Here is a 22,832-nt window from a genome sequence, read left to right on the forward strand (position 1 = left end):
CAAATGCTCCCGACCGATGTCGGTCAAGCCATTCGGCCAAGTGCGAAACGGCAGCCGGCGTGGTTCCTCGACACGCCCCGCCTCGTTCTTCGTCTAGACATAGCAAGTAGGTCTTCTGAATTGCCGTCGCCGGTATTTCCGCTCGAGAGAACAGCCGCGAATACGCGTTGATGAAGCATGTGGGTACGCAATCGTACTCACTGGCCTGCAATCTAAATTGAGTCATGCCGTCTCCCCTGTTGGTCTCTCCACATCTGGCCCACTTCCCAATTGCTGTGCGGATCTTCGGCCAACCGGTGTCCGGTCGACAGCGCGACCGCAGCGGTCTAAGGACGGTCACGCCGGCTCTCCCGCGGTCCCGGAGCCATGATGCCTCGTCGGTGTCTCATCTAGAGATACGCCACCGGAAACCACTGGTGTGCCTTGACGCTTACCTGAGCGCAGCAGCGGAAGATCCTACAGACATACACCGCGCCCCCAGCCAGAACCGCCTCGCCCACCCGCCGGGCGCTGTGGAGTTCCGGCGGGATACAAGGGAGCGGCCGAAGCCGAATTGCCGGCATGCGATGCGCGCCGGCCAGGTGCGTGCTAGGAAGGGCGTAAATGCCGCTCATTGCACGGCTCACCGAGGTCCGTGCTCATCCACAGCCAATTGAGGCACGCCATGGACGACTGGACAGACCTCAACCAACCGCGCATCCAGCTCATCCAGGTACTCCCCCATCACCAACACGCCGGCGCGGTCGTGGATCCGCGGCATCGCTTCGCGGGCGCGGGCCGACACCGCGCGGGCGGCAACAGCGTCCCCTGCCAACGCGGCGGCCTCGGCGTCCAGCCACAGCCGGTAAGGCCCCAGGTCCAGCAGGCCGCCTTCGCACAGCGGGCGCCAGGCCGCGAGCAAGTCGGCATCGCGGGTGCGCGCGGCATAGCTGGCCAAGGTGGCGGCGATCCCCTGCCGACTGCCGTCGGCGGCGCCGGGGTAGGCATCGGCCAAGGCGCGTGCGGTCGCGCCGGCGGCCGCTTGGTCGTCGCGGTCGAGCGCATGGCCCATGCGCAGCACGTGCATCGCCGCGGCCATCTGGGTAGGTACACAGTCGGGCACGGTCAGCTGGTCGGCGGGCCAGTCCCGCGGGCGCACGCCGGCCATCGACATCGCGACCACGCAGGCCTGCGCGCACGACATGCGCCAGGCCGGGGTGTCGCGCCACAGTTCACGCAGGTTGTAGCCGTCGGTGTGCCAGCCCTGGTTCTGCCAGGGCACCAGGTTGATGAGGCCCAGCAGGCCGCCACCGAACACCGTGCCGGCCAGGGCGACCGACGCCGTGACGTCCAGGGGCGGTGCCAGCGCCAGCACTAACAGCGCGACCGCCGCGCACAACAGGTTGGCCAGCGGGCCGCCGAGGATGAAGGTGGCCACGTTGCGGCGGGACTCGGTGGCGCGGTCTGGCGGGAGCAACACGGCGAACCCGCTGAGCCCCCGCACGTTGCCGCCCCAGCGCACCATCCAGCCGCCGACGCCGCGCTCCAGCCTCAAGGGACCGATGCCCGCGGCGACCAGCCGCCGGCCAACCAGCACCCCGGCCAGCGCATGCCCGGCTTCGTGGACGAGGACCTGCAGCCACAACATTGCGATCGCCAGGGCGAGCATGGCGGCAAGCAGGGGCAATGAAACGTCGTCCGCGAACGAGTCGAGCCCCGCGACCAGCGCGAAACCGCCGATGCCGCCCACTATCCACTGCACGAGCTGCATGCCCCTGGACGCGGGCTGCGGTGCGGACGCAGGTTCGGCTGCGCGCGGATACAGCGCATCGTCGCGGCCGGTCGTCAGGTCGTTCAATCCGGTATCCATGCGGTTCCCCCTGCCGCGCACGATAGCGGAACGGGGGCGCGGTGACCGGCAGGAACTACATCAACAGCGCACCCTCTCCATCGATCAGCGGCAACCGGATCGCGAACTCGGCGCCCTCACCGGGTACGCCGGTGCTGAACACGCTGACGTCGCCGTCGTGGCTGCGCACCATCTGGTGCACCACGCTCAGCCCGATGCCCAGGCCGCCCTGCCGGGTGACGGCTGCGTTGTCGCCTTGGGCGAACAGCTTGAATACGTGGTTGAGCTGGTCGGGTGGGATGCCCGGCCCGTTGTCGGCGACGCTGAGGTGGGCGGTGCCGGCGCGGCGGGTCAGGCGCACGCAGATGCGGCCGCCTTCGGGGGTGAACTTGACCGCGTTGTTGAGCAGGTTATTGAGCACCTGCACGAGGCGGACCTTGTCGCCGACCACCCACAACGGCTCGTCGGTGACCTCGGTGGTGAGTTGCTGGCCACGGGCCTGCATGGCCGGGGTCGCGGCCTCGACGGCCGCGTCCACCACCTCCTGCAGTCGCACGGGTTGGCGGCGCAGGTGGACCTTGCCACTGACGATGCGCCCGACGTCCAGCAGGTCGTCGACCAGCCGCGAGAGCTGGCCGACCTGGCGCGCCAGGATGTCCCGGGTGGCGCGCAGGTGCGGGGAGGCGGGCTCTTCCAGCTGCATGATGGACACCGCGTTGCTGATCGGCGCCAGCGGGTTGCGCAGCTCGTGGCCGAGCATTGCCAGGAAGTGATGGAGGTGGCGTTCCTGGGTCTCCAGCCGGGTGATGCGGCGGCGGTCGCTGAGGTCGCGGGTGATCTTGGCAAACCCCAGGTGGTCACCGGCAGCGTCGTACACGGCGGTGATGAGCACGCTGGCCCAGAACCGGCTGCCGTCCTTGCGGATGCGCCAGCCCTCGTCCTCGAAGCGGCCGTCGCGCAACGCGGATTCAAGTTCGTGCTCGGGCCAGCCGGCGTCGATCTTTTCCTGCGGGTAGAACACCGAGAAGTGCTGGCCGACGATCTCCTCGGCGGTATAGCCCTTGTTGATCTGGGCGCCGAGGTTCCAGCTGACCACGTGGCCCTGCGGGTCCAGCATGAAAATGGCGTAGTCGCGCACGCCTTCCACCAGCATGCGGAAGCGCTCTTCGCCCTGGCGCAGCAGCTCCTCCTGGTGGCGTCGCTCGGTGAGGTCGCGGGTGACCTTGGCGAAACCGCGGTGCAAGCCGTCGTCGTCGACCAGCGCGGTGATGACCACGCTCGCCCAGAACCGGCTGCCATCCTTGCGCAGGCGCCAGCCTTCGTCCTCGAACCGCCCCAGGCGGAGCGCTTCGCGCAGCTCCTGCGCAGGGAAACCGATGTCGATCTGCTCCTGCGGGTAGAACACCTCGAAGCTGCGGCCGATGATCTCGTCCGGCGCGTAGCCCTTGAGCACCTGTGCCCCGGCGTTCCACGAGCGCACGCGTCCCTGCGGGTCGAGCAGGAAGATCGCGTAATCGCGGACGGATTCCACCAGCAGGCGGAAGTCCGCGTCGTCGACCGGCGGCGGACGCTCGAAATCGCTGGCAGACGTAAGCAAGGGCTTCAAGATGCGGGTGTTCCCCGGAGATGGTTCGCCACCCTACTCCAGCGCCCGCCAACAACGGACACGCATGGACGCAGAGGGCAACAACCGCACACGCTAGCTGAACGGTGTTCAGTCCCAGGTGAAGTCACCCGGGACGAAAAGGCCCCGCCGAAGCGGGGCCTTGGAAGCAACGCGGCAGGCGGGATGTCAGGCCCAGGGATCCTGCAGCACGATGTTGGCGTCGCGGTCGGGACCAGTGGATACCATCGCCAGCGGGCAGCCCGACAGCTCCTCCAGCGCGCGCAGGTAGGCGCGCGCGGCGGGCGGCAGCTTGTCCCACTCGGTGATGCCGTGGGTGCTCTCCTCCCAGCCCGGGAACTCCAGGTACACCGGCACGCACTCGTCCCAGCCCTGCGCGTCGAGCGGCGCGTACTCGGTCTGCTTGCCGCGGTACTGGTAGCCGATGCACATCTTCAGGGTCGGCATGCCGTCGAGGATGTCGAGCTTGGTGATGCACAGCCCGCTGATGCCGTTGATCGCGACCGCGCGCTTGAGCGCGACGATGTCGATCCAGCCGCAGCGGCGGGGGCGGCCGGTGGTGGCGCCGTACTCCTGGCCGCGGTCGCGGATGCCCTGGCCGACGTCGTCGTGCAGCTCGGTCGGGAACGGACCGCCGCCGACGCGGGTGGCGTAGGCCTTGGCGATGCCGAGCACGTAGTCGATCGAGTCCGCGCCAACGCCGGTGCCGGCCAGCGCGCCGCCGACGGTGGTGTTGGAGCTGGTGACGTACGGGTAGGTGCCGTGGTCGATGTCGAGCAGCGAGCCCTGCGCGCCTTCGTACAGCACGCGCTTACCCTGCTTGCGCAGGTCGTGCAGGATGCCGGCGACGTCGGACTTCATCGGCTCGACGTAGTCGCCGAAGGCCAGCGCCTCGTCGAGGGTCTGCTGGAAGTCGACCGCGTCGACGCCCAGGTACTTGGTCAGCACGAAGTTGTGGTAATCGAGCGCGGCGCGCAGCTTCTCGGCCAGCTGCTCGGGGTAATGCAGGTCGGCGACGCGGATGCCACGGCGGGCGACCTTGTCCTCGTACGCCGGGCCGATGCCCCGGCCGGTGGTGCCAATCGCCTTGCCGCCGGCGGCCTTCTCGCGGGCCTGATCCAGGGCGATGTGGTACGGCATGATCAGCGGCGTGGCGGGGCTGATTTTCAGGCGCGAGCGCACCTCGATGCCCTCGGCCTCGAGCTCGGCGATCTCCTTCTGCAGGGCGCCCGGGTGCAGCACCACGCCGTTGCCGATCAGGCACAGCGCCCCTTCGCGCAGGATGCCGGACGGAATCAGGTGCAGGACGGTCTTCTTGCCGTTGATCACCAGGGTGTGGCCGGCGTTGTGGCCGCCCTGGAAGCGCACGACCGCGCCGATGTCCTGCGTCAGCAGGTCGACGATCTTGCCCTTGCCTTCATCGCCCCACTGGGCACCGAGAACGACGACTGACTGACCCATTGTTTTGCTCCTGGCGTGGCGGGCGGCGGAGGTGGGGGCCGACCCGGGCGGAACGTTCCGCGCATAGAAAAAGCCGGGCGGGGAATGCCCCCAGCCGGCTTTTGTGCATTATCCGGGTTTCGCCCTCCGGGGGCCAGTGTCGCGGTGCCCGGTCAGGCCATCCGGCGGACCAGCCACAGCGTGCCGACCCCGATAGCCAGGATGACGCCGCCGAAAACCCTCAGCTGCCGGTCATCCAGCGCCAGCAGCTGGGCGGCGGCGCGCTTCCAGGCGCCGGGGGCGGCGAACAGGAACAGGCCCTCGATCACCGCCACCAGGCACAGCGCCGCCCACAGCTCGCTCAACGGTCGTTGCCGAGGTATTGCAGGAAGGCGTCGTCACGATCGAGCACGATCACGCCATTGCCGTCCTGGAACGACTTGCGGTACGCCTCCAGGCTGCGCTGGAAGGTGTAGAAGCCAGCGTCCTTCTGCGCCGCCTCGGCGTAGATCGAGGTGGCCTCGGCATCACCTTCGCCGCGCAGGCGCTGGGCGTCACGCTCGGCCTCGGCCAGGATCACTGCCCGCTGCTTGTCGGCCTCGGCGCGCACGGTCTGCGCCTGCTCGGCACCTTCCGCGCGCAGGCGGCTGGCGACCTCGTGGCGCTGGGCACGCATGCGGCGGTACACGTCGGTGATGACCTGGCTGTCGGTCGGCAGGTCGATCTGCTTGATGCGCAGGTCGATGATCTGCACGCCGACGGTCTCGGCGCCCTTGTTGATCGACGCCAGCTGGCTCTCGATGATGTCGGCCCGGTTGCCCGAGACGATCTCGGTCAGCGTGCGGGCGTTGATCTCGTTGCGCAGCGAGTCCTTGATGATCGGCGCCAGGCGGGCGATCGCGATGCTCTCGTCGCCGCCGGTGGCGCGATAGAAGGCGCGCTCGTCCTCGATCATGCCGACCGCGAAGAAGTCGACGCTGACGTCCTTGCGCTCGGAGGTCAGGTAGCGCTCCGGCTCGGCGTCCAGCACCTGCAGGCGCTGGTCGAACACCATCGCGGTTTCCACCAACGGCCACTTGAAGTGCAGGCCGGGGTCGATGCCGGTGCGTGCCACGCGACCGAGGTTGAGCACCATCGCCACCTGGCCCTCGCGGACCACGTAGGTCGAACCCATCAGCGCCAGCAGCACGGCCACACCAATGGCCACCCATGCGGAGTATTTCATCGGATCACCTCCTCACGGCCGGTGCGCGGGTTGCGCCCCGTGCGGGTGTTGCCACTGTCGGTCGACGGGGTGCTGGTGACCTCCGGCGCGAGCGTGTCCGGGGTCAGCATCGGGGCCTGGCTGCTGCCCTGTCCGCCGGCGTTGTCCATCGGCACGTAGATCAGCTGGCGCGAATCGCCGCCAACCACCTTGCGGGTGCCCTCGAGCACCTGCTCGACGGTCTCCAGCCACAGCCGCTTGCGGGTGACCTCCGGTGCCTGGCGGTACTCCTCCACCAGCATCGAGAAGCGGTCGGCATTACCTTCCGCCGCCGCGACCGAGGTCGCCTTGTAGCCTTCGGCGACCGCGCGCACGCGGTTGGCCTGGCCGCGCGCCTCGGGCACCACCTGGGCGGCGTAGGCCTGGGCCTCGCTGATCAGGCGGTCCTTGTCCTGCTGGGCGCTGTTGACGTCGTCGAACGCCGGCTTGACCTCTTCCGGCGGACGCGCGTTGGGGAGGTTCATCTCGGTCACGACGAGGCCGGTGCGGTAGGCGTCGAGCGAGGCCTGCAGTTGCTCGCGCGAGGACACGGCCAGCGCGTTGCGGGCGCCCAGCACGGTGTCCAGGGTCGAGCGGCCCACCTGCTCGCGCACGGTGCTCAGCGCGGCCTGCTGCAGCATCACGTCGGCATCGCGGGTACCGAACAGGTACTGCTGCGGATCGCTGACGCGGTACTGCACGTTGATGTCGACCTGCACGATGTTCTCGTCGCGCGTCAGCACCGGCACGTTGGTGCTGAAGGTCTTGATGGCGGTGGCGTTGACCTTGGTGACGGTCTCGATCGGCCACGGCAGCTTGAAGTGCGGGCCGGGCTGCAACACGCGGGCGACCTCGCCGAAGCGCAGCACCACGCCGCGCTGCTGCTCGGTGATCAGCACGAAGCAGTTGAACACCAGCCACAGCCCGACCACCAGCAGCACCCAGCGGCCGATGCCGGCGCCACTGCCACCGCTGCCGCCGAACAGGCCGCGCAACTGGTCCAGGACGGCGTCCAGCGGGTTGTTGCCGCCGGGACGTCGCCGCGGTGGCCGGCCGCCGCCGGATTTGTCACTGCCAGGGGTGTTCCAGGCCATGCCTGCTCCTCAGAAGGTGGATGCGACGCGCGCGGCGACCGGCCGGTGCATGCGATCGTGGCGGGTACGTCGACCGCCCGTGCACTGGTTGCGCAGGCGATCGGTGATTCTAGGTGGGGGGGCGGACGGCCTCAAGCGAAGCCGGATCCGTAACCCGCGTCCGGGTTGGCGCGCGCAAGCGCTTCCTCGTCCAGCAGCGGTCGCAACAGGTCGCCATGGGGCTGGGCGTACAGGCGCAGGGCATCCGCCTCCGCCAGATCGACCTGCAGTTGCCAGCCTCCCTCCCCGGACTGTTCGGCCCGGACGGCGCCCAGTTCGTGCAGGCGTGCACGCAACCGTCCGGCGCGCGGCGGCAGCTCGACGGTACCGGTCACGTGGCGCAGCTCCAGCGCCTCGCCGATGGCGGCACGCAGCAGGTCCATGCCCTCGCCCTCGCGCGCGGACACCCAGGCGCGGAGGTGGCCCTCGCCCGGGCGATCGATACGAGGCTGCGGGCGGGTGGCTTCTCCGTCACCGCCGTCCTCGCCCAGCCGGTCGATCTTGTTGAACACCAGCACCTGCGGCAGGTCGCCCGCGCCGATGTCGCGCAGGACCTCGTCGACCTGGCGTATGCGCTCGTCGCGCAGCGGGTCGGCGGCGTCGACGACGTGCAGCAACAGGTCGGCCTCGCGTGCCTCCGAAAGGGTCGAGCGGAAGGCGGCGACCAGTTCATGCGGCAGGTCGCGGACGAAGCCGACGGTGTCGGCCAGGACCACGCCGCCGCCGGGCAGCTCGATCCGGCGCACGGTCGGGTCGAGCGTGGCGAACAGCTGGTCGGCCGCGTACGCGCCGGCGCCGGTCAGCGCGTTGAACAGCGTCGACTTGCCGGCGTTGGTGTAGCCGACCAGGGCGACCCGCGGCAGCTCGCTGCGCATGCGCGCACGGCGCTGCTGGGTGCGCTGCACCTGGACCTTGTCGAGCCGCTTCTGCAACTGCTCGAGCCGCTTCTGCAGCAGGCGGCGGTCGGTTTCCAGCTGGGTCTCACCGGGGCCGCGCAGGCCGATCGAACCGCCGCGCTGCCGCTCAAGGTGGGTCCAGCCACGCACCAGCCGGGTGGCCATGTGGCGCAACTGGGCGAGCTCGACCTGCAGCTTGCCCTCGTGGCTGTGCGCGCGCAGGGCGAAGATGTCGAGGATCAGGCCGGTGCGGTCGACCACGCGGCGCTGCAGCGCGCGCTCGAGGTTGCGCTCCTGGCCGGGGCCGAGGGGATGGTTGACCAGGATGAGGTCGGCGCCGCTGGCCTCGGCCGCGGCCTTGACCTCTTCCAGCTTGCCGCTGCCGATCAGCATCGCGGCGTTGGGGCGGTCGATGCGGGCGGTCACCACGCCGGCGACCGTGGCGCCGGCCGAGCGCGCCAGGTCGGCGAATTCCTCCAGCAAACCTTCGTCCGGCGGGCCGCCGGCGTGGGGCTGGATCAGCAGGGCGTGTTCACCCTTGCGGGAACGTTCAAACAATGAGGGCGTCTCTGGGCGGGGGCGGATTGCTCAGGAGATGGTTGCGCCGGGCCTGAAAACAAGCCCACCGGAAACGATCCGCCCCGACCGGAGAGCTCACTCGTCCTCGTGCGGCTCGTCGGCGTGGCCGTTGCCGTTGCCATTGCCGCCTTCGCCCGAATGCACGTAGCCGCCACCCGGGCCGACCCGGACGTTGCGCGCCGGCACCACGGTGGAGATGGCATGCTTGTAGACCATCTGGCTGACGGTGTTGCGCAGCAACACGACAAACTGGTCAAACGACTCGATGGTGCCCTGCAACTTGATGCCATTGACCAGGTACACCGACACCGGCACGCGTTCGCGGCGCAGCGCGTTCAGGAAAGGATCCTGCAAGGATTGCCCCTTGGACATTCGTATTCCCCCGACTTTTTAGGTTCTAGTTATGGGCGCCCACCCCCGGTGGACGCATCGCCGACCGTTGTCCCCACGACGGCAATGGGCCGATGGTAGCGCAACCGTGGCGGGGGGATACCGCCCGGGCGGGTGGATCGCGGGAACCGTGACGCGGGTGGGTCAGGCGGGGCTTTGCGGCAGGAACAGGGCCAGTGCCTGCTCGAGCCGGTCGCGTTCGGTCAGCGGGTCGAACCAGCGCGCGTCCAGCTCGCCGCGCAGCCAGGTGAACTGGCGCTTGGCCAGTTGCCGGGTGGCGAAGATCGCGCGGTCGCGGAAGCCTGCCGCATCGGTCCCGCCATCAAGGTGCTCCCAGGCCTGGCGGTAACCGACCGCACGCACCGCCGGCAGCTCCAGCGGCGCCGGGTGCGCCTGCAACTGCGGCAGTGCGCGCAGGCGGCGTACCTCATCGAGGAAGCCCGCCTCCAGCATGGCGTCGAAGCGGCGCGCGATGCGCTCGTGCAGCACCGCGCGGTCGTGCGGTGCCAGCACGAGCTTGAGGACGTGGAACGACAGGCGTGGCGGCGGCGGTTCCCGGCGCCAGTCGGTGATGGTGCGGCCCGACAGGCGATGGACCTCCAGCGCACGCTGGATGCGCTGCGCGTCGGTAGCGTGGATGCGGAATGCCGCTTCCGGGTCGATCGAGCCCAGCTCGGCGTGCAGCGCGTCCCAGCCGCGTTCCGAAGCCTCCTCCGCGATGTTCGCCCGGGTCGCCGGGTCGGCACCAGGCATCGACGACAGGCCGTTCAGCAGAGCGTGGAAATACAGCCCGGTGCCGCCAGCGAAGATCGGAATGCGGCCGCGCGCGGCGATGTCCTCCAGCGCGCGGCGGGCATCGGTGGCGAATTCCGCGGCCGAGTACGGCTGCCACGGCTCGCGGATGTCGATCAGGTGGTGCGGCACCCGCGCCAGTTCAACCCCGGTGGGCTTGGCCGCGCCGATGTCGAGCCCGCGGTACACCAGCGCGGAGTCGACGCTGACGATCTCACCCCCGAGGCGCTCGGCCCAGTCGAGCGCGAGCGCGGTCTTACCCGACGCGGTCGGGCCCATGAGCGCGATTGCCAGCGGACGGCGTGCCGACGGACCGGATTGGTGCATGGCCGGCCCGCCGGCGTTCGCCATGGTGTGCGCGTCCGGTCAGTAACCGGTTTCGCGCAACGAGGCGCGCACCTGCTGGTGGGTGACCTGGATCTCCTGCGGCGGCTCCCGGCCCATGCGGCTGACCAGCACGACCGCGATGGTCGCGGCGATGAAGCCCGGCACCATTTCGTACAGACCCGAACCCATCCGGTCGACCGCGATCAGCTTCCACGCGATCACGGTGCCGGCACCGACGACGATGCCGGCGAGCGCACCGTTGCGCGTCATGCGCTGCCAGAACAGCGACAGGATCACCACCGGCCCGAACGCGGCGCCGAAGCCGGCCCACGCGTAGCTGACCAGTCCCAGCACCTTGCTGTCGGGGTCACGTGCCAGCCACAGCGCCACCAATGCGATCAGCGCGACCGATGCACGGCCCGCCCAGACCAGCTCCTTCTGGCTCGCGTGCTTGCGTACGAAGCCGTGGTAGAAGTCCTCGGTCATCACGCTCGAGCACACCAGCAACTGGCACGACAGCGTGCTCATTACCGCGGCGAGGATCGCCGACAGCAGCACGCCGGCCACCCACGGGTTGAACAGCAGGCTCGCCAGCTCGATGAACACGCGCTCGGAGTTGGCGTCCACCGGACCCGCCGCTTCCGGGTGGTTGGCGAAGTAAGCGATGCCGAAGAAGCCCACGCCGAGCGAACCGACCAGGCACAGGATCATCCAGGTCATGCCGATCCGGCGCGCCGGCGGAATGGTGGCGACGCTGTCGGCGGCCATGAAGCGCGCAAGGATGTGCGGCTGGCCGAAGTAGCCCAGGCCCCAGGCCAGCGCGGACACCACGCCGACCATGCCGAGCGTGCCGCCATCGAACCAGTCGAGACGAGTGGCATCGAAGTTGCGGACCACGTCGACGGTCGCCTCGAACCCCCCGTTGTTCATCATGATGATGCTCGGCGCCAGCAACAGCGCGAAGAACATCAGGCCCGCCTGGAGGGTGTCGGTCCAGCTGACCGCCAGGAAGCCGCCGACCAGGGTGTAGAGGATGGTGGCGGCCGCGCCCCACCACAGCGCCTGCTCGTACGGCAGGCCGAACACGCTTTCGAAAAGCCGCGCGCCGGCCACCACGCCGGAGGCGCAGTACACCGCGAAGAACACGAGGATCACGATCGCCGACAGCACCCGCAGCAGGCGATCGTGGTCGGCGAAGCGGTTGGTGAAATAGTCCGGGATGGTCAGCGCGTCACCGGCGCGCTCGGTGTAGATGCGCAGCGGCCCGGCGACCCAGCGCCAGTTGGCGTATGCGCCTAGGATCAGGCCGATCGCGATCCAGCTCTCGGACACGCCACCGAGGTACATGGCCCCCGGCAGTCCCATCAGCAGCCAGCCGCTCATGTCCGAAGCGCCTGCGGCCAGCGCCACCACCCACGGCCCGAGCGAGCGGCCGCCGAGGATGTAGTCGTCGAAGTCCTTGGTCGAGCGCCAGGCGATGAACCCGATCAGGATCACGACGGCGAGATAGATCGAGAAGGTGACGAGTAACGGTGTGCTGGCTGTCATTGCAACAGGCTCCCCCGGTCATGCTTGTGGGCACCGCGACGCGGCGCACGCGAATGGGCGACGCCATGCCCGGCGACGCGCGAATGGGCCAGCCTAACGCAGATGCGGGGGCACTTTCAGCCCGCCAACCTGACCGGCGCATTCATCGCGCTTATGCACAGCGGCTGTGGACAAGCGCACGTACGAAGCTGTGGACAACTGCCTGAAACGACCACGGGGCAACGGCCCCGGTCGCTCTGACCATTTTCTGTCCAGCGCCTGCAGCGAGGACGCGCACGTGACGCGCTACTCGTCGTCCGGCCAAAGGAAGGCGGAGGAAGCCGACGATTGCCGCGGCTGCGGCTGGGACGCGACCGCGTTCCACACCTTCAGCGCGTCGACAGTGGCGGCGACATCGTGCACCCGCAGCAGCCGTGCACCGCGCTGCGCCGCGATCAGGTGCGCGGCGACGGAGCCATGCACGCGCTCGCGGGGAATGTCGCGTCCGGTGAGCTCTCCGATGGTGCGCTTGCGCGACAGCCCGGCCAGCACCGGCACCCCGAGGTCGCCGAAGCGCTCGAGTTGCGCGAGCAGTGCGAGGTTGTGGGTGGTGTCCTTGCCGAACCCGAAGCCCGGATCGATCACGATGCGCTTCTTGGCGATGCCGGCCATCTCGGCCGCGAAGATGCGTTCGGCCAGGAACCGGTGCACTTCGCCAACCACGTCGTCGTAGCGCGGCGCCTGCTGCATCGATCGCGGTTCGCCGAGCATGTGCATCAGTACCACCGGCATGCCGAGCGCGGCGGCCGTGTCCAGCGCACCGTCGCGGCGCAGGCCGTAGACGTCGTTGAGCATGCCCGCGCCGGCACCGACCGCGGCGCGCATCACCTCCGGCTTGGAGGTGTCCACGCTGATCGGTGCGGAGGTCTCGCGCGACAGCCGTTCGATCAACGGCACCACGCGTCGCAGTTCTTCCTCGAGCGGCACTTCGTCGGCGCCGGGTCGGGTCGACTCGCCGCCGATGTCGAGGATGTCGGCGCCTTCCTCCAGCAAGCGCAGCGCGTGGGCGAACGCCGCGTCTGCGGTGTCGTGCGCGCCACCGTCGGAGAACGAGTCGGGGGTGACGTTGACGATGCCCATCACGCGGGGCCGGTCGAGCACGAGCTCGCGGCCGTTGCAGTCGAGCACGGGTGCGGTCTGGAACATGCGGGACGCCAAACGGAAAAGGCCAGAGCGAACTCTGGCCTTTTCGTCATCCCCCGGCAAGGCGGATCAGGTCTGCGCGGCCGGTCCGATCACCGCGCCCGGCGGGTGGGCGCTGTCGTCCTTGGGCGACTTGCCCGACTTGCCCCAGTCGGCCGGCGGCCCCGGCGTGCGCCCGGCCATGATGTCGTCGATCTGGTGGGCGTCGATGGTCTCGTACTGCAGCAGCGCATCGGCCATCACGTGGAGCTTGTCGAGGTGCTCCTTGAGGATGGTGGTGGTGCGCTGGTAGGCCTTGTCCAGGATGCCGCGCACGACCTCGTCGATCTTGCGCGCGGTGTCGTCGGACACGCTCTTGTGCTGGGTGACCGAACGGCCGAGGAACACCTCGTCGTCCTCCTCGCTGTAGGCGATCGGACCCATCTCGTCGCTCAGACCCCACTTGGTGACCATGTTGCGGGCCATCTTGGTCGCCCGCTCGATGTCGTTGGACGCGCCGGTGGTGACCTTGTCGTTGCCGAAGATCAGCTCCTCGGCGACGCGGCCGCCATACAGGGAGCACAGCTGCGACTCGATCGCGGTGCGGTTGTAGCTGTACTTGTCGCCCTCGGGCAGGTACATGGTCACACCGAGCGCGCGGCCGCGGGGGATGATCGTGACCTTGTAGACCGGGTCATGCTCGGGCACGACGCGGCCGACGATGGCGTGGCCGGCCTCGTGGTAGGCGGTCAGCTTCTTCTCGTCCTCGCTCATCGCCATCGAGCGGCGCTCGGCGCCCATCAGGATCTTGTCGCGCGCCTTGTCGAAGTGCTCCATGCGCACGTCCTTGGCGTTCTCGCGCGCGGCGAACAGCGCGGCCTCGTTGACAAGGTTGGCCAGGTCGGCACCGCTGAAGCCAGGTGTACCGCGCGCGACCACCATCGGCTCGACGTCGTCCGACAGCGGCACCTTGCGCATGTGCACGCGCAGGATCTGCTCGCGGCCCTTGACGTCGGGCAGGCCGACCACCACCTGGCGGTCGAAGCGGCCCGGGCGCAGCAGCGCGGGATCAAGCACGTCGGGGCGGTTGGTCGCGGCGATCACGATCACGCCCTCGCCACCCTCGAAGCCGTCCATCTCGACCAGCAGCTGGTTGAGGGTCTGCTCGCGCTCGTCGTGTCCACCACCCAGGCCGGCGCCACGGTGGCGGCCGACCGCGTCGATCTCGTCGATGAAGATGATGCACGGCGCGTGCTTCTTGGCCTGCTCGAACATGTCGCGCACGCGGGACGCACCGACACCGACGAACATCTCGACGAAGTCCGAACCGGAAATGCTGAAGAAAGGCACCTTTGCCTCGCCGGCGATGGCACGCGCCAGCAGGGTCTTGCCGGTACCCGGCGGCCCCACCATCAGTACGCCACGCGGGATCTTGCCGCCAAGCTTCTGGAAACGGCCCGGATCGCGCAGGAACTCCACCAGCTCGCCGACCTCCTCCTTGGCCTCGTCGCAGCCGGCCACATCGGCCAGGGTCACCTTGACCTGGTCCTCGCCCTGCATCTTGGCCCGCGACTTGCCGAAGCTCATCGCGCCCTTGCTGCCGCCCTGCTGCATCTGCCGCATGACGAAGATCCAGAACGCGATGATCAGGATGATCGGCAGGAAGTTGAGCACGATCGACCAGAACGACGGCCCGCCCGGCGGCGTCTGCGTGATCGCGACGTCGTGCTCGAGCAGGTCGTTGACCAGGTCCTTGTCGCCGGGGCTGAAGGTGGTGAAGCTGCTGCCGTCCTTGCGCTCGCCGGTGATGGTGGTGCGGTCTTCGGCGATCTTGACGCTCTCCACCCGGTCGGCCTGCACCTGCTGGATGAACTGGTCGTAGGCCAGCGTCTCGACGCCGCCACCGGCCGTGCGCGGTCCGAATGCCTGGAACACCACCATCAGCACGACGGCGACGATCACCCAGAGCATCAGATTCTTGGCCAAGTCGTTCATTCAGTCGGTCACGTCAGGTTCGGGGAAATTTCGGGAAAGGGTCACTTGATCTCGGCGCGTTTGCCCTGGGCCAGGGCGTAGACCTCCGGCGAGCGCTTGCGCGACGCGGCCGGCTTGCGGATCGACACCTTCGCGTAGCGACGGCGCAGCTCCTTCACGTACTCGTCGAATCCCACGCCCTGGAACAGCTTGATCAGGAACGCGCCGTCGACCTTGAGGTGGCGATCGGCGAAATCCATCGCCAGTTCGGACAGGTACATCGCCCGCGGCATGTCCACCGCATCCACACCGCTCTTATTGGGGGCCATGTCGGACAGTACAAGGTCCACGGGCTTGCCGCCCAGGCTCGCCTCCAGACGCGATAGGACCGCATCCTCCCTGAAATCCCCATGAAGGAACTCCACCCCGGCCAGTGGCGGCATCTCCAGGATGTCCAGCGCCACCACCCGGCCGCTGTCGCCGAGCTCCTGCCGCACCCACTGGGACCAGCCGCCGGGGGCCGCGCCGAGATCGACCACGACCATGCCGGACTTGAGCAGGCGATCCCGGGCGACCAGCTCCTCGAGCTTGTAGACCGCCCGCGAGCGCATGCCCTCCGCCCTCGCCTTTTTGACGAACGGGTCGGAGTGGTGCTCTTTCAGCCAGCGCTGGCTGCTCTTGCTGCGGGTGGCCATCGGGCGCCGGGTCGGAACGGGGCCTCCATGATACCCTGCAGGCCCCGTCTCTCCTTGCCTGCGTGCCTACATGCCGACCGTCCTGACCGCCGCCCAGACCCGTTTCCTGCGCGGCCAGGCCCACGACCTGAAGGCCATGCTGCAGATCGGCGGCAAGGGCCTGACCGACGCCGTCGTGGCCGAGGTCGAGCTGGCGCTGGAGCACCACGAGCTGATCAAGATCAAGGTTGCCGCCGCCGACCGCGAGGCCCGCGACGCGATGATGGCGGACCTGGCCCAGCGCGCCGGCGCCGCCCTGGTGCAGCGCATCGGCCACACCGCGGTGCTGTACCGGCAGAGCACCGAAAAGCGCCAGATCGTCCTGCCCCGGGCCTGACCCCGACCGCGCCGGTCGACGCGCGAAGGTCCCCCACCCCTCGCCTCTCCCATGCAACTGACGCTCGAAAACCCCGACCACGAGTTCTTCCTGCGCGCTGCCGACGGCACCCTGGCGCGGGTCAACGACCGGACGCTGGCACGAAGCTTCGTGATCGCTCCCGACCGGCTGCTGGAGGACTGGGACGTCGCCGACGCCGCCAAGCTCGGGCCCGAAGCGCTCGACCCCCTGCTGGCGATGGAGCCGGCCGTCGTGCTCCTGGGCACCGGCGAGCGGCAGGTGTTCCCGCCCGCCGCCGCGATGGCGGCCGGCCTGCGCCGCGGGGTCGGGATCGAAGTGATGACCAACGCCGCCGCCGCCCGCACGTTCAACGTACTGGCCAGCGAAGGCCGCAAGGTCGTCGCCGGGTTCATCCTGCCCGGCTGACGCCGTTATTTGCGCGGCAGGTAAAGCAGCGGATCGACCGGCTTGCCGTTGTAACGGATCTCGAAGTGCAGCATGTCGCGGGAGGCGCCGGTGCGCCCCAGCTCGGCGATCTGCTGGCCGGCCTTGACCACCGCGCCCTCGGCCACCAGGCGGGTGCGGTTGTGGCCATACGCCGACAGCCACTGCTCGTTGTGCTTGATGATGATCAGCTCGCCGTAGCCCACCAGCCCGGAACCCGAATACACGACCGTGCCGTCGCCGGCGGACCGCACCGGGCTGCCGCCGGTGCCTGCAATGTCGATGCCCTGCTTGGTCGGCTCGCCGGCCTCGAAGCGGCTCAGCAACTGGCCATCGACCGGCCATTTCCAGGCCACCCCGCTGTTGACGGGAGCGGCGGACGGGGTTGGCGTGGAAGGAGCGCGCGACGTTCCCTTGCCCGGCGCGGGCGTGCCAGTACGCGTGGGCGTGGACGCGGTCGACTTCGGTGGGACGCTGCGGCCATTGCCGGGAAACAGCGACAGGCGCTGCCCCGGATAGATGGTGTACGGCGGCGCAAGTCCATTCCACGCCGCCAGGTCGCGCACGGCGATGCCGTTCTGGGTGGCAATGCGATAGAGCGTGTCGCCGCGCTGGACGACCGTGGTCGCGCCGTACTTCGGGGTCGAGCCGGTCGTGCGGGTGACCGTGCTCGAGCAGGCCGCCAGTACCAGCGTGGCGAGTGCCACGACCAGCAGGCGCGTCGCCTTTCCGATGATCAGTCCATGGGTGTCGGTACGGGTCGTCGTGCTCATGCGCTCTCGTCGTGTCTCCAGGTCGGCAGGCCCATGGGTGGTGGCCACGATGTCACGGCGCCGCATACCGGCGCTGAACGGCTCAGCTGGAAAGCCGCTGGAACAGCTCGCGCGCGGCCACGCTTCCGCCACCGATGAGGATACCGAAGTAGATCACGGTCCCGATGTTGGACAGGTGACCGAGCAGGATCGCCCCGCCGTCGCGCTGGATCATGCCGACCGCGTAGAACAGCAGCGCGAGCGCCGGCAGCGTGTTGCTGAAGGGTACGAACCCGAACGGCGCCATCAGCAGCAGCGCGGCCGCAATGAAGGCCAGGTTGTTGACCACGTCGACCGCGCGACTTTCGACGAACAGTCCCAACCGGCGGGGCCGGCTGATCCGCTCGAGCCGGTTGACCCAGGTGAGTCCACCAGTGAGCGCCGGGCGCAACTTGTCGGCGGGCAGCGACTTCTCGCGCAGGCGCCGGGGCAACCACAGCGGCCGGCCCAGCACCCGGCTGACACCCACCAGCAGGATTGCCGCGCCAAACACCGTGCTTACGCCGGGAATCGACACCGGGATCAGGAACACCAGCGTCAGCAACATGGTGAGCAGCAGCAGCCCTTCGTCGCCGAACACGTCCAGAAGCTCGCCGAGGGTCAGGCGGTCCGGCGGCAGCGAATCGATGATCGAGGCGAGCTGCTCGCCCAGCGGGGCGCCGGCGTCGCCGCGTGGCGCCTGGTTGGCTGTCCGCCCGGACGCCACGTCAGTCGACCATGCCCGACAGCAGCGGCACGAACACCACCGGCCCGAGCATGCGCTGGGACAGCGTGCCGTCGGCCGCCTTGTGCAGCACCAGCAGCGACTGCGACGTGGCTCCGCCGACCGGCGCGACCAGCACGCCCTCGGGCGCGAGCTGCTCACCCAGCGCGTCGACCAGTGCCGGCGCCGCAGCGGTCACGATGATCGCGTCGAACGGGCCGTTCTCGGGCCAGCCGATGCGGCCGTCGTCGTGCTTGCTACGGATGTTCATGCCCAGCTGGCGGAACCGCTTGCGGGCGGTGCGCAGCAGTTCGCCGATGCGCTCGACGGTGTGCACCTCCAGCCCGAGCGCGGCCAGGATGGCAGCCTGGTAACCGGAGCCGGTGCCGATCTCCAGCACCTTCTGCGGGGAGGCCTGCATCAGCACCTCGGTCATGCGGGCCACCACCCACGGCTGCGAGATGGTCTGGCCGTGACCGATGGGCAGGGCCGTGTCCTCGTAGGCGCGCGTCGCCAGCGCCTCATCGACGAACAGGTGGCGCGGCACGGTGCGGATCGCGTTGAGCACGCGCTCGTCGCTGATCGCCTCGCCTCCGGCGGCGCCTCCACGCAGGCGGTCGACCAGGCGGTCGCGCACCCGCTGGGAAGTCATGCCCGAACCGATCGCCTCGGGCTGCAGGCGCATGCGCAGGCTCATCGCATATCCCCCGCGGCGGCCGACGCCGGTGCGGCGTGCTCGAGCGAGGCGATCAGCCCGTCGACCCAGCCGGCGACCTGCTCGAGCGCCTGGTAGCGGGTGAGGTCGACCTGGATCGGGGTGATCGAGATGTGGCGCGTGCGGACGGCGTGGAAGTCGGTGCCGGGGCCGGCGTCCTGCTCGGGACCGGCCGCACCGATCCACCACCACTGGCGGCCACGCGGGTCCTCCTGCGGCACGCAGGGTTCGGCGCGGTGGCGGTTGCCCAGGCGCGTGACCTCGAACCCTGCGATCTCGTCCCACGGCAGGTCGGGCACGTTGACGTTGAGCATGGTGTCGGCTGGCAGCGGATCGACGCGCAAGCGGGCGATGATCTCGGCCGCGGCTCGCGCCGCGGTGTCGTAGTGCCGGCCGACATGGTTCGCCGTCGCCAGCGAGACCGCCACCGACGGCAGGCCGAGGAAACGGCCCTCCATCGCGGCGGCCACCGTGCCGGAATAGATCACGTCGTCACCCAGGTTGGCGGTGTTGTTGATGCCGGACACGACGATATCGGGCTCGTCTTCCAGCATCCCGGTGATGGCGACATGGACGCAGTCTGTGGGCGTGCCGAAGACGCGCCACGTGCACGCGTCCTGGCGCACCACCCGCACCGGCATGTCCAGGGTCAGGGAGTTGCTGGCGCCCGAACGGTCACGGTCTGGTGCGACCGTCAGCACGTCGTGGCCTGCGGCTCGGAGGCCTTCGGCGAGGGCCCGGATGCCCGGCGCGTCGACGCCGTCATCGTTGCTGACCAGTACTTGCATGGACTCCCTTGGGGCGTTTCGTCGGACGTTCGCGGCGTGCCGCGAGGCCGGGCCATGATAGCCCAGCCCGGGCGCGGCCGGCCCCCGCGGATGCTTGCGCGCCGCACGCGCGCAGGCCACGCTTGGCCCATGATCGAGCGGATCCGGCCATGAGCGACCCACGCGACGAGGACGACGACGCAGCACTGTTCCGGGACGCGATCGGTCCCGTGCGCAAGTTGCCCGAGAGCCCCCCGCCGCCGATGCCCGCGCGACCGCGAGCGCGCGCACGGATGGCCGAACGCGACGAGACGGCGGCGCGCGACGAGTTCAGGCTCGCGCTCGATGAACACCTGGCCGCGGCGGGCGACGTACTGGCGTGGCAGGACGGCCTGCCCGACTCGGTCTACCGTCGCCTGCGCCGGGGGGAGATTTCGGCGCAGGAGGAGCTGGACCTGCACGGGAGCGACGCGCGCACCGCGGAGGCGCTGCTGCGGGCCTTCCTGTCGGACGCACAGCGCCACGGTCTGGGATGCGTGCGCATCATCCACGGCAAGGGTGGCCGCGGGGATGCGGACGTCGGCAGCAGCGGCGCGCCGATTCTCAAGAACATGGTCGACCGGATGCTGCGCCAGCGCGCGAGCGTGCTGGCGTTCCACTCCGCGCCCCCGGCCCAGGGCGGGACGGGTGCGGTGGTGGTCCTGCTGGCGCCGCCGAAACGGCGCTGAGGTGGCTCAATCGCCGCTGGCGACCAGCGTTTCGTGCTTGACCGGCGGGTTGACCCACATGACCTCGATGCCCCGCCGCGACGCGATCTTCTCGACGCGCGACATGTAGGCCTTGTCGGGACCGATGGGTGAGGTTTCCGGCGACAGGGTGGCGCCCCTGTCATCCATGCTGGCGCAGGCCGCGAGGCCCGCCACCGCCACGGAGATCACCGCGATTCTGGATATCGCCTTCATGACCGTCTCCTGTGACTAGCCCGGAACCGGGACCGGTTCCCGGGGCCCGGTGCGACCGGGCACGGCCAGATATACGCCGCCGCACGGAGCGCGCCAGTGTCGGTTGACCGTTTTCCGACGAACGGCAGTGGGCGTGTGCCACCAGCCGGTGCGGGTCAGGGCACGCGGATCTCGCCGAGTTCCGCCAGCACCACCGTGGCGTAGGTGCCGGCCGGCAGGGTGAACTCGAGCCGCAGGGCATCCGGCGACAGCCAGTCCCACGACAGGTCTGCTGGGCGCAGGCGCAACGCGCGGCGCTCCTGTTTCAGGCCGGCCTTTTCGAGGCCTTCGCGCACGCGCATCGCCGTCCCGTCGGCCAGGGTTGCCTGTTCCAGCGCAGCCACCGGGCCGGTGCAGCGCAGGTCGCCGCGACCCCACAGCGGGCCGGTCGGATGGATGTCGAAAGCGGCAACGCGGGCCGCCAGAGCTTCGTCGAGCGGCTCGGGTCCGAACACGCTGCGGCTGCCGTCGAGCATCCAGACTTCGCCCTCGGCCATGCCGGTGTCCCAGTCGCCTGACTGCACGCGGGCGGCCAGCACGCGGTTGAACATTTCCGAGCGGGCGGCCGACAGCAACATGCCGCGCTGCTCGCGACCGACACGGCGACCGGCGAACATCGCCAGTGCGTGGGTGAGGTTGTCGCCGCCGCGGCCGAAGCGCTGCTCGCCGAAGTAGTTGGGCACGCCACGCGTAGCGATCACTTCGAGCCGGCGGTCGATCGCCGCACGGTCGCCCTGCAGCTCGCGCAGCACCAGCACGAACCGGTTACCCGCGAGCGCGCCACGCGGCAGCTTGCGCGAATGCCAGGCATGGCCCAGCACGCGCAGGTGCTCGCCGGCTTCGTCGCGCTCGAGCGTGGCCAGCTCCGGCGCCGACCGTTTCGGCAGGTGCACGCTGAAACGCTGGCGGGTCACCGCGTGGCGGTCCTTCAACCCGGCGTACCCGATCGCACTTTCCGGAACGCCGGCCCATGCGGCGATATGCCGGGCCGCGAACGCGGTATTCATGCCGCGCTTCTCGACATCCAGCAGCAGGTGCTCGCCGCTGCCGCTCGGTTCGAACCCCGGCACCTCGTCGACGCGGAAATCTTCCGGAGTGGCGCGGATGCGCGCCGCCAGCACCGCCGGACCCGACGCGCGCGGGAGCCGGCCGGCGCCGTCGTCGTTGTTGTTACCGCCCGACGGCGGCGGCAGGTCACTCATCGGTGACCAGCAGACACACCGCCATCGCCGCGATGCCCTCGCCCCGCCCGGTGAAACCGAGCTTCTCGCTGGTGGTGGCCTTGACGCTGATCGCGTCCACTGCGACGCCGGTGTCGGCGGCCAGCGCTTCGCGCATCGCGGCGGCATGCGGCCCGACCTTCGGCTGCTCGCAGATGACGGTGACGTCGGCGTTTCCAAGCCTCCAGCCGCGCTCGCGCGCCAGGGCCGTGCAGTGGCGGAGGAACGCGCGGCTGTCGGCGTCCTTCCACTGTGGATCGGACGGCGGGAAGTGCCGGCCGATGTCCCCCAGCGCCAGCGCACCCAGGATCGCGTCGCACAGCGCATGGATCACCACGTCGCCGTCGGAGTGCGCTAGCACGCCGCGCCCGTGCGGGATGCGCACGCCGCCGAGCACGACGTGGTCGCCATCGCCGAATGCATGGACGTCGTAGCCCTGGCCGATACGGATGTTCATGGATGCACTCGTCTTGCAAGCAGGAATTCGGCCAGCGCGAGATCCGCCGGCGTGGTGACCTTGAGGTTGTCCTCACGTCCTTCCACCAGCCGCGGGCGGGCGCCTGTGCGCTCCATCGCCATCGCCTCGTCGGTGACCGCGATGCCGTCGCGCGCAGCGTGTTCAAGGGCGTCGCGCAGCGCGCAGCGCCGGAAGGCCTGCGGCGTCAATGCGCGCCAGAGGCGCTCGCGGGACTCGGTGCACTCGATGCGGCCGCCGTCGCCGGCGCGCTTGAGGGTGTCGCGGACCGGCGCGGCGAGGATCGCGCCGTCGTTGTCCCCGGCGGAATCCAGCAGACGGGTGATGTCCCGGTGCCAGAGGTTGGGACGGGCCGCGTCGTGCACCAGTACCAGCGTGTCGTCGTGGGCATCGTCGGATAGCGCGTGCAGCGCGGCGAGGACGGAATCGGCACGCTCGGTGCCCCCGACGCAGCGGATCACCGGCTTGCCTTCCACCTCGGTCCAGCCCGGCCAGTGCGTGTCATCCGGGGCTAGCGCGACCACCGCGCCCGCCACGCCCGGGTGCGACAGCAGCGCGCGCAGGGCATGTTCGATCAGCGGTTTGCCATTGATCGTGAGGTATTGCTTGGGCAGCTCGCCGCCGAACCGGGTGCCGCGTCCGGCCGCCGGGACCACCGCCCATGCGCCCGCCGGCGACGTGCGCACGGC

24 protein-coding genes are annotated in these 22,832 nt (G+C 69.6%); 3 read left to right on the forward strand and 21 right to left on the reverse strand.

Going from position 1 to position 22,832, the window contains the following annotated elements; all coding sequences use genetic code 11:
- Window positions 1-622: 622 nt before the first annotated feature.
- The 13 genes from KOD61_RS09615 to rlmE all read right to left on the reverse strand — a co-directional run bounded on the left by KOD61_RS09615 (window position 623) and on the right by rlmE (window position 15,630).
- Complete coding sequence (locus KOD61_RS09615; protein WP_215218473.1) at window positions 623-1,849, reverse strand: M50 family metallopeptidase; 1,227 nt, start codon at window positions 1,847-1,849, stop codon at window positions 623-625.
- Between the two features lie 55 nt (window positions 1,850-1,904).
- Window positions 1,905-3,425: a PAS domain-containing sensor histidine kinase gene (locus tag KOD61_RS09620; RefSeq protein WP_456307131.1), complete on the reverse strand. Its 1,521-nt coding sequence runs from the start codon at window positions 3,423-3,425 to the stop codon at window positions 1,905-1,907.
- Window positions 3,426-3,620: 195 nt separating this feature from the next.
- Complete coding sequence (locus KOD61_RS09625; protein WP_215218475.1) at window positions 3,621-4,913, reverse strand: adenylosuccinate synthase; 1,293 nt, start codon at window positions 4,911-4,913, stop codon at window positions 3,621-3,623.
- Between the two features lie 152 nt (window positions 4,914-5,065).
- The gene (locus tag KOD61_RS09630; RefSeq protein WP_215218476.1) at window positions 5,066-5,257 is read right to left on the reverse strand and encodes a DUF2065 domain-containing protein; all 192 of its coding nucleotides are present in this window, start codon (window positions 5,255-5,257) and stop codon (window positions 5,066-5,068) included.
- The gene (gene hflC, locus KOD61_RS09635) at window positions 5,254-6,117 is read right to left on the reverse strand and encodes a protease modulator HflC (protein ID WP_215218477.1); all 864 of its coding nucleotides are present in this window, start codon (window positions 6,115-6,117) and stop codon (window positions 5,254-5,256) included. Before hflC ends, KOD61_RS09630 begins: the two co-directional genes overlap by 4 nt.
- Entirely contained in the window at window positions 6,114-7,229 is a 1,116-nt protein-coding gene (gene hflK / locus KOD61_RS09640) for an FtsH protease activity modulator HflK (RefSeq protein ID WP_215218478.1), read from the reverse strand. Before hflK ends, hflC begins: the two co-directional genes overlap by 4 nt.
- A 131-nt stretch (window positions 7,230-7,360) precedes the next feature.
- Window positions 7,361-8,722, reverse strand: a complete 1,362-nt coding sequence (gene hflX / locus KOD61_RS09645) for a ribosome rescue GTPase HflX (RefSeq protein ID WP_215218479.1) — start codon at window positions 8,720-8,722, stop codon at window positions 7,361-7,363.
- 96 nt (window positions 8,723-8,818) lie between these two features.
- Window positions 8,819-9,115: an RNA chaperone Hfq gene (gene hfq, locus KOD61_RS09650; RefSeq protein WP_215218480.1), complete on the reverse strand. Its 297-nt coding sequence runs from the start codon at window positions 9,113-9,115 to the stop codon at window positions 8,819-8,821.
- A gap of 162 nt (window positions 9,116-9,277) precedes the next feature.
- Window positions 9,278-10,252, reverse strand: coding sequence for a tRNA (adenosine(37)-N6)-dimethylallyltransferase MiaA (miaA, locus tag KOD61_RS09655; protein WP_215218481.1), 975 nt, complete (start codon window positions 10,250-10,252; stop codon window positions 9,278-9,280).
- A 39-nt stretch (window positions 10,253-10,291) separates the two neighbouring features.
- Window positions 10,292-11,800, reverse strand: coding sequence for a sodium/proline symporter PutP (putP, locus tag KOD61_RS09660; RefSeq protein ID WP_215218482.1), 1,509 nt, complete (start codon window positions 11,798-11,800; stop codon window positions 10,292-10,294).
- Between the two features lie 285 nt (window positions 11,801-12,085).
- The gene (folP, locus tag KOD61_RS09665) at window positions 12,086-12,985 is read right to left on the reverse strand and encodes a dihydropteroate synthase (protein ID WP_215218483.1); all 900 of its coding nucleotides are present in this window, start codon (window positions 12,983-12,985) and stop codon (window positions 12,086-12,088) included.
- Between the two features lie 66 nt (window positions 12,986-13,051).
- Window positions 13,052-14,956, reverse strand: a complete 1,905-nt coding sequence (gene ftsH / locus KOD61_RS09670) for an ATP-dependent zinc metalloprotease FtsH (protein ID WP_215218484.1) — start codon at window positions 14,954-14,956, stop codon at window positions 13,052-13,054.
- Between the two features lie 41 nt (window positions 14,957-14,997).
- Window positions 14,998-15,630, reverse strand: a complete 633-nt coding sequence (rlmE, locus tag KOD61_RS09675; RefSeq protein ID WP_215218485.1) for a 23S rRNA (uridine(2552)-2'-O)-methyltransferase RlmE — start codon at window positions 15,628-15,630, stop codon at window positions 14,998-15,000.
- Between the two features lie 70 nt (window positions 15,631-15,700).
- Between rlmE and yhbY the strand changes: the two genes are divergently transcribed.
- The gene (yhbY, locus tag KOD61_RS09680; RefSeq protein WP_215218486.1) at window positions 15,701-16,006 is read left to right on the forward strand and encodes a ribosome assembly RNA-binding protein YhbY; all 306 of its coding nucleotides are present in this window, start codon (window positions 15,701-15,703) and stop codon (window positions 16,004-16,006) included.
- Window positions 16,007-16,057: 51 nt separating this feature from the next.
- On the forward strand, window positions 16,058-16,432 hold the full coding sequence (locus KOD61_RS09685) for an Mth938-like domain-containing protein (protein ID WP_215218487.1): 375 nt from the start codon (window positions 16,058-16,060) through the stop codon (window positions 16,430-16,432).
- 5 nt (window positions 16,433-16,437) lie between these two features.
- Here KOD61_RS09685 and KOD61_RS09690 read toward each other — a convergent pair whose 3' ends face one another.
- The 4 genes from KOD61_RS09690 to surE form a co-directional block, all read right to left on the reverse strand.
- Entirely contained in the window at window positions 16,438-17,223 is a 786-nt protein-coding gene (locus KOD61_RS09690) for a peptidoglycan DD-metalloendopeptidase family protein (protein WP_215218488.1), read from the reverse strand.
- Between the two features lie 82 nt (window positions 17,224-17,305).
- Window positions 17,306-17,968 (reverse strand): exopolysaccharide biosynthesis protein, encoded by a 663-nt coding sequence (locus tag KOD61_RS09695; protein ID WP_215218489.1) that lies wholly within the window; start codon window positions 17,966-17,968, stop codon window positions 17,306-17,308.
- A gap of 1 nt (window position 17,969) precedes the next feature.
- Window positions 17,970-18,662, reverse strand: a complete 693-nt coding sequence (locus KOD61_RS09700; protein WP_215218490.1) for a protein-L-isoaspartate(D-aspartate) O-methyltransferase — start codon at window positions 18,660-18,662, stop codon at window positions 17,970-17,972.
- Window positions 18,659-19,468, reverse strand: coding sequence for a 5'/3'-nucleotidase SurE (gene surE / locus KOD61_RS09705; protein ID WP_215218491.1), 810 nt, complete (start codon window positions 19,466-19,468; stop codon window positions 18,659-18,661). Before surE ends, KOD61_RS09700 begins: the two co-directional genes overlap by 4 nt.
- 149 nt (window positions 19,469-19,617) lie before the next feature.
- On the opposite strand from surE, the gene KOD61_RS09710 reads away from it, so the two are divergent.
- Window positions 19,618-20,175 carry a Smr/MutS family protein gene (locus tag KOD61_RS09710; RefSeq protein WP_215218492.1) on the forward strand — a complete coding sequence of 186 codons (558 nt, stop codon included), beginning with the start codon at window positions 19,618-19,620 and terminating at the stop codon, window positions 20,173-20,175.
- 6 nt (window positions 20,176-20,181) lie between these two features.
- Here KOD61_RS09710 and KOD61_RS09715 read toward each other — a convergent pair whose 3' ends face one another.
- The 4 genes from KOD61_RS09715 to ispD all read right to left on the reverse strand — a co-directional run bounded on the left by KOD61_RS09715 (window position 20,182) and on the right by ispD (window position 22,829).
- On the reverse strand, window positions 20,182-20,409 hold the full coding sequence (locus tag KOD61_RS09715) for a hypothetical protein (RefSeq protein WP_215218493.1): 228 nt from the start codon (window positions 20,407-20,409) through the stop codon (window positions 20,182-20,184).
- A 155-nt stretch (window positions 20,410-20,564) separates the two neighbouring features.
- Window positions 20,565-21,650 (reverse strand): tRNA pseudouridine(13) synthase TruD, encoded by a 1,086-nt coding sequence (gene truD, locus KOD61_RS09720; RefSeq protein ID WP_215218494.1) that lies wholly within the window; start codon window positions 21,648-21,650, stop codon window positions 20,565-20,567.
- Window positions 21,643-22,125: a 2-C-methyl-D-erythritol 2,4-cyclodiphosphate synthase gene (gene ispF, locus KOD61_RS09725; RefSeq protein ID WP_215218495.1), complete on the reverse strand. Its 483-nt coding sequence runs from the start codon at window positions 22,123-22,125 to the stop codon at window positions 21,643-21,645. Before ispF ends, truD begins: the two co-directional genes overlap by 8 nt.
- Window positions 22,122-22,829: a 2-C-methyl-D-erythritol 4-phosphate cytidylyltransferase gene (gene ispD / locus KOD61_RS09730; protein ID WP_215220364.1), complete on the reverse strand. Its 708-nt coding sequence runs from the start codon at window positions 22,827-22,829 to the stop codon at window positions 22,122-22,124. The genes ispF and ispD overlap by 4 nt, the downstream gene beginning before the upstream one ends.
- Between the last annotated feature and the right edge of the window lie 3 nt (window positions 22,830-22,832).

Source organism: Lysobacter luteus (genome assembly GCF_907164845.1).
Taxonomy (GTDB): Bacteria; Pseudomonadota; Gammaproteobacteria; order Xanthomonadales; family Xanthomonadaceae; genus Novilysobacter; species Novilysobacter luteus.

Coding starts and splice junctions, on each gene's coding strand:
- ispF (WP_215218495.1), bottom strand. CDS start 22,125: ATGAACATCCGTATCGGCCAGGGCTACGACGTCCATGCATTCGGCGAT.
- ftsH (WP_215218484.1), bottom strand. CDS start 14,956: ATGAACGACTTGGCCAAGAATCTGATGCTCTGGGTGATCGTCGCCGTC.
- KOD61_RS09685 (WP_215218487.1), top strand. CDS start 16,058: ATGCAACTGACGCTCGAAAACCCCGACCACGAGTTCTTCCTGCGCGCT.
- KOD61_RS09700 (WP_215218490.1), bottom strand. CDS start 18,662: ATGAGCCTGCGCATGCGCCTGCAGCCCGAGGCGATCGGTTCGGGCATG.
- KOD61_RS09625 (WP_215218475.1), bottom strand. CDS start 4,913: ATGGGTCAGTCAGTCGTCGTTCTCGGTGCCCAGTGGGGCGATGAAGGC.
- hflK (WP_215218478.1), bottom strand. CDS start 7,229: ATGGCCTGGAACACCCCTGGCAGTGACAAATCCGGCGGCGGCCGGCCA.
- folP (WP_215218483.1), bottom strand. CDS start 12,985: ATGTTCCAGACCGCACCCGTGCTCGACTGCAACGGCCGCGAGCTCGTG.
- yhbY (WP_215218486.1), top strand. CDS start 15,701: ATGCCGACCGTCCTGACCGCCGCCCAGACCCGTTTCCTGCGCGGCCAG.
- KOD61_RS09690 (WP_215218488.1), bottom strand. CDS start 17,223: ATGAGCACGACGACCCGTACCGACACCCATGGACTGATCATCGGAAAG.
- KOD61_RS09615 (WP_215218473.1), bottom strand. CDS start 1,849: ATGGATACCGGATTGAACGACCTGACGACCGGCCGCGACGATGCGCTG.
- hflC (WP_215218477.1), bottom strand. CDS start 6,117: ATGAAATACTCCGCATGGGTGGCCATTGGTGTGGCCGTGCTGCTGGCG.
- miaA (WP_215218481.1), bottom strand. CDS start 10,252: ATGCACCAATCCGGTCCGTCGGCACGCCGTCCGCTGGCAATCGCGCTC.
- hfq (WP_215218480.1), bottom strand. CDS start 9,115: ATGTCCAAGGGGCAATCCTTGCAGGATCCTTTCCTGAACGCGCTGCGC.
- KOD61_RS09710 (WP_215218492.1), top strand. CDS start 19,618: ATGAGCGACCCACGCGACGAGGACGACGACGCAGCACTGTTCCGGGAC.
- rlmE (WP_215218485.1), bottom strand. CDS start 15,630: ATGGCCACCCGCAGCAAGAGCAGCCAGCGCTGGCTGAAAGAGCACCAC.
- surE (WP_215218491.1), bottom strand. CDS start 19,468: ATGCAAGTACTGGTCAGCAACGATGACGGCGTCGACGCGCCGGGCATC.
- truD (WP_215218494.1), bottom strand. CDS start 21,650: ATGAGTGACCTGCCGCCGCCGTCGGGCGGTAACAACAACGACGACGGC.
- putP (WP_215218482.1), bottom strand. CDS start 11,800: ATGACAGCCAGCACACCGTTACTCGTCACCTTCTCGATCTATCTCGCC.
- KOD61_RS09715 (WP_215218493.1), bottom strand. CDS start 20,409: ATGAAGGCGATATCCAGAATCGCGGTGATCTCCGTGGCGGTGGCGGGC.